This is a genomic window from Kamptonema sp. PCC 6506 (assembly GCF_000180455.1).
Taxonomy (GTDB): Bacteria; Cyanobacteriota; Cyanobacteriia; order Cyanobacteriales; family Microcoleaceae; genus Kamptonema; species Kamptonema formosum.
On sequence record NZ_CACA01000140.1, the window covers coordinates 1 to 7,078 of the forward strand.

Sequence of the window (7,078 nt, forward strand, 5' to 3'; positions counted from 1 at the left end):
TAAAACGGATTTCCGATCTAAATTGATTCAGCTTTAAGAATTCAGAAGTTCTTAAAGCTCGATTTTAACTGGGTTAATCGCATCAGATTTAAGAGTTTTAAGAATGCTTTTCTCAGATAATAGTTAGGCACAAATATGATTTTATGTCAACTTAATTTAGATGCGTTTACCCTGGAGAGTTTGCATATCAGCAGCCGGAATTTATCTTAGTTAAGAATCTTAAAAATCAAAATAAATATAAGGTAAACCACCCTCCGGTGCCAAAGCTAAAGCAAGGAAACACAACGGTACTAAAATCAACTTTAAAGGCCAATTTAACTGCAACTTCAAACCTCGGTGCAGAGTGTAACTAATTCCCATAACCACCACCACCAAGGCCACCATCCAACTTATCTGAAATCGCTCTAAACCTAGAGACTCAATATAAACTTTCTGAGCAAATTGAACATCCGCATTATGTCCCCAAAAATGTGAAAATACTAACCCAGAAATTTTTAAATCCGGGAGTCTAAAAAATATCCAAGATGCAAATACCATGCCCTGAGTCAACAACCAACCCACCAAAATCCCAGGCAAACTTTGCCAAAAACTTTCCAGCGATAACTGCTTAGAAATAACTTCCGTCAGGCGATGAACTACTAAAGCCAAACCATGCAAACATCCCCAAATAATAAACCCCCAAGCCGCCCCGTGCCAAATTCCTGCAATCAGCATGACAATCAATAAATTCAGACAAGTTCTAACTAAGCCTACCCGCGAACCACCCAACGGAAAATATAGATAATTCCGCAGCCAATCGCCTAAACTCATGTGCCATCTCCGCCAGAAATCAGCAATACTAACACTGAAATAAGGAAAATCAAAATTTTGGGGCAAACTCAAACCCATCAGTAAAGCAGTACCGCGAGCCATATCAACATAGCCGCTAAAATCTAGATATAATTGCAGTCCATAAGCAATTGTCGCTAACCATAAATCCCCACTACCAGCCCTCTGTAAATTATCAAAACTGAGGGTAACTAACTTACCCAAGTTATCAGCAAAAACTCCTTTTTTTACCGCACCAGAAGCAATCAGCCAAAGTCCTTCAGCAATTCCATCGTGCGTCGGAAATTTTAACGTTTTGAGCTGACTGAGCAAATTGTGATAGCGAGTAATAGGGCCAGAAATTAGTTTGGGGAAAAAGAACTTGTAAGAGGCAAATTGCAGCAGGGAATTAGCAGCAGGAGCACCTCGATATACATCAATCAAGTAAGCAACGCACTCAAAACAAAAGAAACTCAGTCCTAAAGGAGAAATTACATTAGTGTTTACCCACCTAGCACTATCTAACGCAACTGGCAAATTAAAAAATGTACCGATGGAAGTCAAGAAAAAAGGCACATATTTAAAGCCTAATAATAGTGAAATATTAATGATAATTCCCAGCCACAGAAGGAGGAAACGGCGGCGGTTCCAAGCTTCATTGGCAATCCGCCAGTCAAGAGGTTCTCCTATCGCTTTTGCCAAGCGGTAATTAAATAAAATACCGATTAATAGTAGAGGGATGTACTCTATTTGTAGGAAAGCATAGAATCTGATGCTGGCCGCCAGCATCACAAACAGCCGCCATCTTCGGTTAGGAATTAGCCAGTAAATTACTAGAGTAATCAGTAGGAAATAAGCGTATTTTAAAGAAATAAAAGTCATATTAATGGTTATTGCTAAGCAATTATTAACTGTTAGTTTAACTCGATATTTTCATACAAATCGGCCAGCGAAATTTCTACAGGAATAGAAGTTAATGTCAGCCGATCGTCGATACTGCTATATTCTGAAAATATCCACTTATTCGCTTCAGTTTTAAAGTATTGCTCTACCTGTACCCGGTATTGATCGATTAATAAATATTCCTGAAAACTAGGAAGACTGCGATACCCAGCAAACTTTTCATCGCGATCGTAAGCTTTGGTACTTTTAGATAGAACCTCGGCGATCAGCAGAGGATTGGTAATTGTATCCGTGCGTCCAGATTGGAGTTCAATCGGTCGTGCTACCACCATCACATCTGGGTAAGTATAATTATTAAATTGGGGAACCCAAAGGCGTTGATCTGATGCAAAAATACTGTAAGGTTTACCCTTGAGACTCACCCTCAAAATAGCATTTAAGATGCTGGTGATTTCATTGTGATTCGGTGTACCACCCGTCATTAGAACAATCTCTCCATTGATCAACTCATGCCGATCCTGAGAATTAATTTCAGCTTCTAAATATTCCTCAGCCGTGTAGGTTTTAGTTTCAACTTGCGTGACGATCATACACAATTCTCTCCTTATAATCTACTGATTTTAGTTAATATTGCACAGGCATTACGCACGATCGCAGTAGGGCCGCCATCTTGGCGGTGACTTTACCGCCAGGATGGCGGCGTTACGTATATCGTGCGTAAGTCCCATTGAAAATTCCTAAACTAACAACTAACAACTAACAACTAACAACTAACTAATTAGATTCAATTTGTGCATTCAAAGTCTTAGTAATCCGATCGCGCGTTTCCTCCAAATGAGCTCGCGTGTAAGCATCCGCCTTCTTATCATCCTTCCGAATCGCTTTACTCAAAGCTTCCCGTAGTTCCCGTAATTCAGACCAAGCCAAAGCCCGTGCATCTTCAGGAGCACCCGTCTTTCGCAACACCATCCCCATTAAAATAGCTAAGTGTTCGCGCTGTAACGATCGCCTGAAATTAGAAATCGGCATCGACTTATCGTTTAACTGCAAAACCTCCGTCCAAATACCCTTATGCAAAGTATCAAATAACTCCGGCATCTTCAAAGCATTCTCCGGCGCAGTCTTCAATTCCCCATCCCGTAGGCGCGTCAGACGGACAGGAGAAAGCAACACCCGCAACGCAAAACGCTGAAGAAAAGTAATGCGATCGCCAATCGGATAATCCAAAGGAAACATCAACGCCGGATTTCCCCAATGATCCCAACGCGACGGCGCTAACTTATTCAACAACTCCGGCGAGAAACTAAACGCATCCGCCGCAAACACATACTTTTGAAGATTCGCCAAAGCTTCCCGCTGTTTCTCGATCGCGATCGCTTCAAAAGGCAAACGTCCATTTGGATCGCCCGGGCGATCGCGGTTAAACGACTGACCCCCAACATATAGAGTTGTATTCATCACATTCTGGAAATAATACCCAAACACCGTATCAAACATCGTCCGCAACTCACTGTAACCCTCACCGCTAGCAGGAGTCCGATCCTCCAACTTCTTCCACATCACCCGCGAATTATCCAACTGCCACTGAGAATAGCGCAACATATTACTACTAAGATCGAACGTATTCGCAGCCGGATTCAAAATATCAAAAGAATCCTCATCCGCCGCATAAGAAAGCGCAGGTTCAGGAGCCCGCTGCGCGATTTCCGCCAACCTATCCACCTCAGCCGCCGGATTCACCCCTCCAATCGGCTTATAACCATACTCGATCGCCCATCGATCGTAAGGCCCCACCACCACCGGAAAATAATCCCCCTGTTCAGTTCCCTGCGGCGCAATATTAATCGGCACATAATCCATCACCGACCCCACCAAACCCTTAGTTTGAGTAATAGCCGTATTATTCAAATCCTCCGGTTCCAGCATCGTACTCCCATGAAAATTGTGCCTCAGTCCTAACGTATGACCCACCTCATGCGCCGCCAAGTAACGCAAATACTGGTGTACGAACTCCGACATATCGCTACCATCAGGCGGCGCATTGTGGAACAGAGAGAGCGCCATCGCCCCGATCGCAAACTGCTTCGACGACTCCAACCCAAAACACAAATCAGAACTAGACATCAACTTCGACAGCGCAGAACGGCCCTGCTGACTGTATTGTTCCCTCAAAGTTGGCAAATCATCTAATTCCAAACCATCCCCCCTCCTCAGTCCTCCATCCCCACTTTCCAAACCCTTAATATAGCGAGAGTAAATACCGAATTGGCAAGGATTACCATTAGTACCATTTCGCCCCTGAAAAGCCTTTGCCATCGATTGATTTTGTTGCACCAAACTGCGATAGCCATGCTTAATATCTCGGACAATATTTGCATCCAAAAGAATATCCGCATCTAAAATTTGTCCCGTCAGCGGATTGATCCGAGACGGCCCAATACCCGCAAATGCAGGATAAAAAGAACTAGACCAGCGAATCGTGTTATAGCGCACATCAGCCGGGTCCCAAGACGCATTATCCGGCATTTGCTTAACTTGAATTGCATCAATAAATCCCGCCTTCTCAAAAGCTTTATTCCAAGCTAAAACACCCTCGCTGATAGCTTCCCGATACTCCAAAGGCACATTATTTTCAATCCAGAATACAATCGGCTGCACTGGCGGCGACATCGGAGCCCCAGGATTTTGCTTTTGCAAATGCCACCGATTCACATAGCGTACAAAAGGCTCAGAACGATTTTCATCCGAAAAATCCTTGTAAGCAGTTAGGAAATAGCCCACACGCTCATCGGCGGTGCGAGGTCGATAGCCATTATTAACAGGAACTTCAGAGAAACTGTAATGAATGCGAAGATTAAAAGCTCGGCTATCCGGCAAAGATGGAAGATAAGCCATATCGCTATCATTCGAGCTAGAGAAACCATAAACAGAGGAAATTTCTACATTTAAAGGGAAGGCTTTCACTTCCTTAAAATAAGACTTATCAGGTTCTATAGAATAGGAACCCCCCAAGAAGTAAGGCAACATTGCAGTTATCCCCGGAAGGTCGCGGCGTTCGCTCATCAGTAAATCGCTAAGATCGATTAGCAAACTTTTTCGTTCAGGATGAATGCTTTTAATCGGTAAAGAATAGAGAATTGAATCGCTAAAAGAACGTTCTACAGAACCAGCTTGAGGATCGCCATCATGGGTGCGAAAATTGATATTAGGAAGGGCAAATTCTACCTTGTTTTGTTGGCGGCGCAACTGAAACAAAAAATCTCCAATTGGCATTCCGCTATAAATTCCCGATTCTCCTAGTCCCGATTCTAGAGTGATAAAGCAGAGGAATTTTTTATTGAGTTGTTCTGGGGTAATTTCTAGATAAACTTTTTTCTCTTCTTTCTCAGTGTAGAGAGTAAAAAGTCCAGACAATTTTTCCGTATCTTTAATGACTTGTTCAAAGGGTTGTAGTGCTTGCTGTTCGGCAGTATTCCCATTAGGACTAAACTCTGGGGTTTGAGCCGATAAAGAATCAGGTAAAATCACACCTCTATATAAAGAAAACAGAAAAAAGGAAAGCGCAAATAGAAAAAATAGAAAGGGTATATTTTTTCTTTTGGTTTTCCCCTTTTGATTTGTACTTTCTTCGGAAGATTTTACTTGTTTCATGGTAGTGCTGATTGCTAATTGCTGATTGCTAATTGCTGATTGCTAATTGCCGATCGCTGATTGGTAATTGGTGATTGGTAATTGGTGGTTGGTAATTGGTGATTGGTAATTGGTGGTTGGTAATTGGTGATTGGTAATTGGTGATTGGTAATTGGTAGTTGGTGATTGGTAATTGCTTATTCAGGATTTATGCGCTATGACCATAGAAACCGGGTTTTTTATGAAATCTGTGGGCTGGAACGAAGTATTTTCGTAAAAAACCCGGTTTCTGGGCCAGCTTGGTAAGTCCTACAACTAACAACTAACAACTAACAATTAACAACCAACAATTAACAGTTAACAGTTAACAATTAACAAATTTAATTGCGAGTTGGCCAAGGAATCATCGGATCTTTAGCTAACTGCTTGGAAACTTCGACTGCTCCATAGCGATTGAGGTGGCTGGGGTCGGAAAAGTTTTCCCGCGCCTCTGGCCACAAAAGACCTATGTCTCGGAAAATTAATCCAGTTTCGGCTGCTAGCTGCTGCATTTGCTCTCGGAATTCTTGTTCGTATTCACCCCGCACAGGATCTAAATAATCTTTAGTTAGGGGCATATTAACAAAAACCAAATTAATATTGTGAGCTTTGGTAAATTCCACAAGGTTTTTGATAGCATCAGTTTGTCTGCCTACGAGTTGGAAACTTTGATAGTCAGCGTCATAATCGCCGGACACTTTGGAATGTTGCTGATAGTAAGTAGCGGGAGTGAAACGGATATCTATGGGAAGAAACCCATTAGACTCAAATTCGCTTGTTTGTCCGCTGTCTACTATTAGTTTTTCCTCTGCTATTTGCTGTTCCTTATTTGGAACTCGTGGAGGTTGCACCTGACTAATAACTAGCGATCGCAAAAAGGTTTTCAAGCGATCGCGATTTCGGTAAGTCCCAGAGACTCGCTCTAACTTGTGATTCAGAAATTCCTCGATCTCTACACCCCTCTTATCTATATTTTGCATCAATTCTGCTATAGGAGAAAGGGGGGCGGCGGCGGCGGATTTGGATGTGGATTCGCTGACTCTGTTGGCGTGGATTTTCCAAGTTCCTTGAGCCAGTTGTCTATAACCTTCTGAAGTCGCGATCGCATTATAAGTAACATCAATCCTGCCACTATTGACAGCGCGGGCCCCATCGGCTAATACAATTAGTTTTGGCAGTTGCTCCACTGGCAAAACGCGGCGTAGTATCAAGTCTACAACTTGGACAGTAGCGCCATTTACCCCAAAGTTATAAACCTTCAGTCCCGGATACCCCTGTTGGGCCAAAGCTTTCTCTAAAACAGTCGGCTCGACTCCCCGCAAAGCTCTGGAACTGCCAACGATCATAATATCCGGGAGCCTTTTATGAGTGCGAATATATTTTTGGTAGCGCACTAACTGCTCATCAAGTTGATCGCTCCTGAAAGTTGGGTAACTCTCTACACTATCTAATGTTGAAAATGACTCTTGGCTATTGCTATTAGCTGGAAGTTCGATGCTAGCAGTACCGGGTTTAGTAAACCCAGAACCATTGAATACTTCTGTGCTATTAGTTTGCGGCGATTGCTGCAAAGGTAACTGAGGTAAGCTCACCTCGCGAGTTTTGGAGTTAGAAACATTGTTTGATTCCACTCCCAACCCTTCACTATTTTGAGAGATTGCTCCCGTTTGCTTCGTTTCTGGCAAGGCTTCAGAGCCAG

At 42.8% G+C, this 7,078-nt stretch carries 4 protein-coding genes; all 4 read right to left on the reverse strand.

Annotation, left to right across the window (positions count from 1 at the left end):
• Window positions 1-219: 219 nt before the first annotated feature.
• A complete protein-coding gene (locus tag OSCI_RS08080) occupies window positions 220-1,689 on the reverse strand; it encodes an MBOAT family O-acyltransferase (RefSeq protein ID WP_007354420.1) in 1,470 nt (489 codons plus the stop codon).
• Window positions 1,690-1,721: 32 nt separating this feature from the next.
• Complete coding sequence (locus OSCI_RS08085; RefSeq protein WP_007354421.1) at window positions 1,722-2,300, reverse strand: Uma2 family endonuclease; 579 nt, start codon at window positions 2,298-2,300, stop codon at window positions 1,722-1,724.
• A 184-nt stretch (window positions 2,301-2,484) separates the two neighbouring features.
• Complete coding sequence (locus tag OSCI_RS08090; protein WP_007354422.1) at window positions 2,485-5,361, reverse strand: zinc-dependent metalloprotease; 2,877 nt, start codon at window positions 5,359-5,361, stop codon at window positions 2,485-2,487.
• A gap of 359 nt (window positions 5,362-5,720) precedes the next feature.
• A partial coding sequence (locus OSCI_RS08095; RefSeq protein ID WP_157135550.1) for a DUF1574 family protein occupies window positions 5,721-7,078 on the reverse strand: 1,358 nt, incomplete at its 5' end.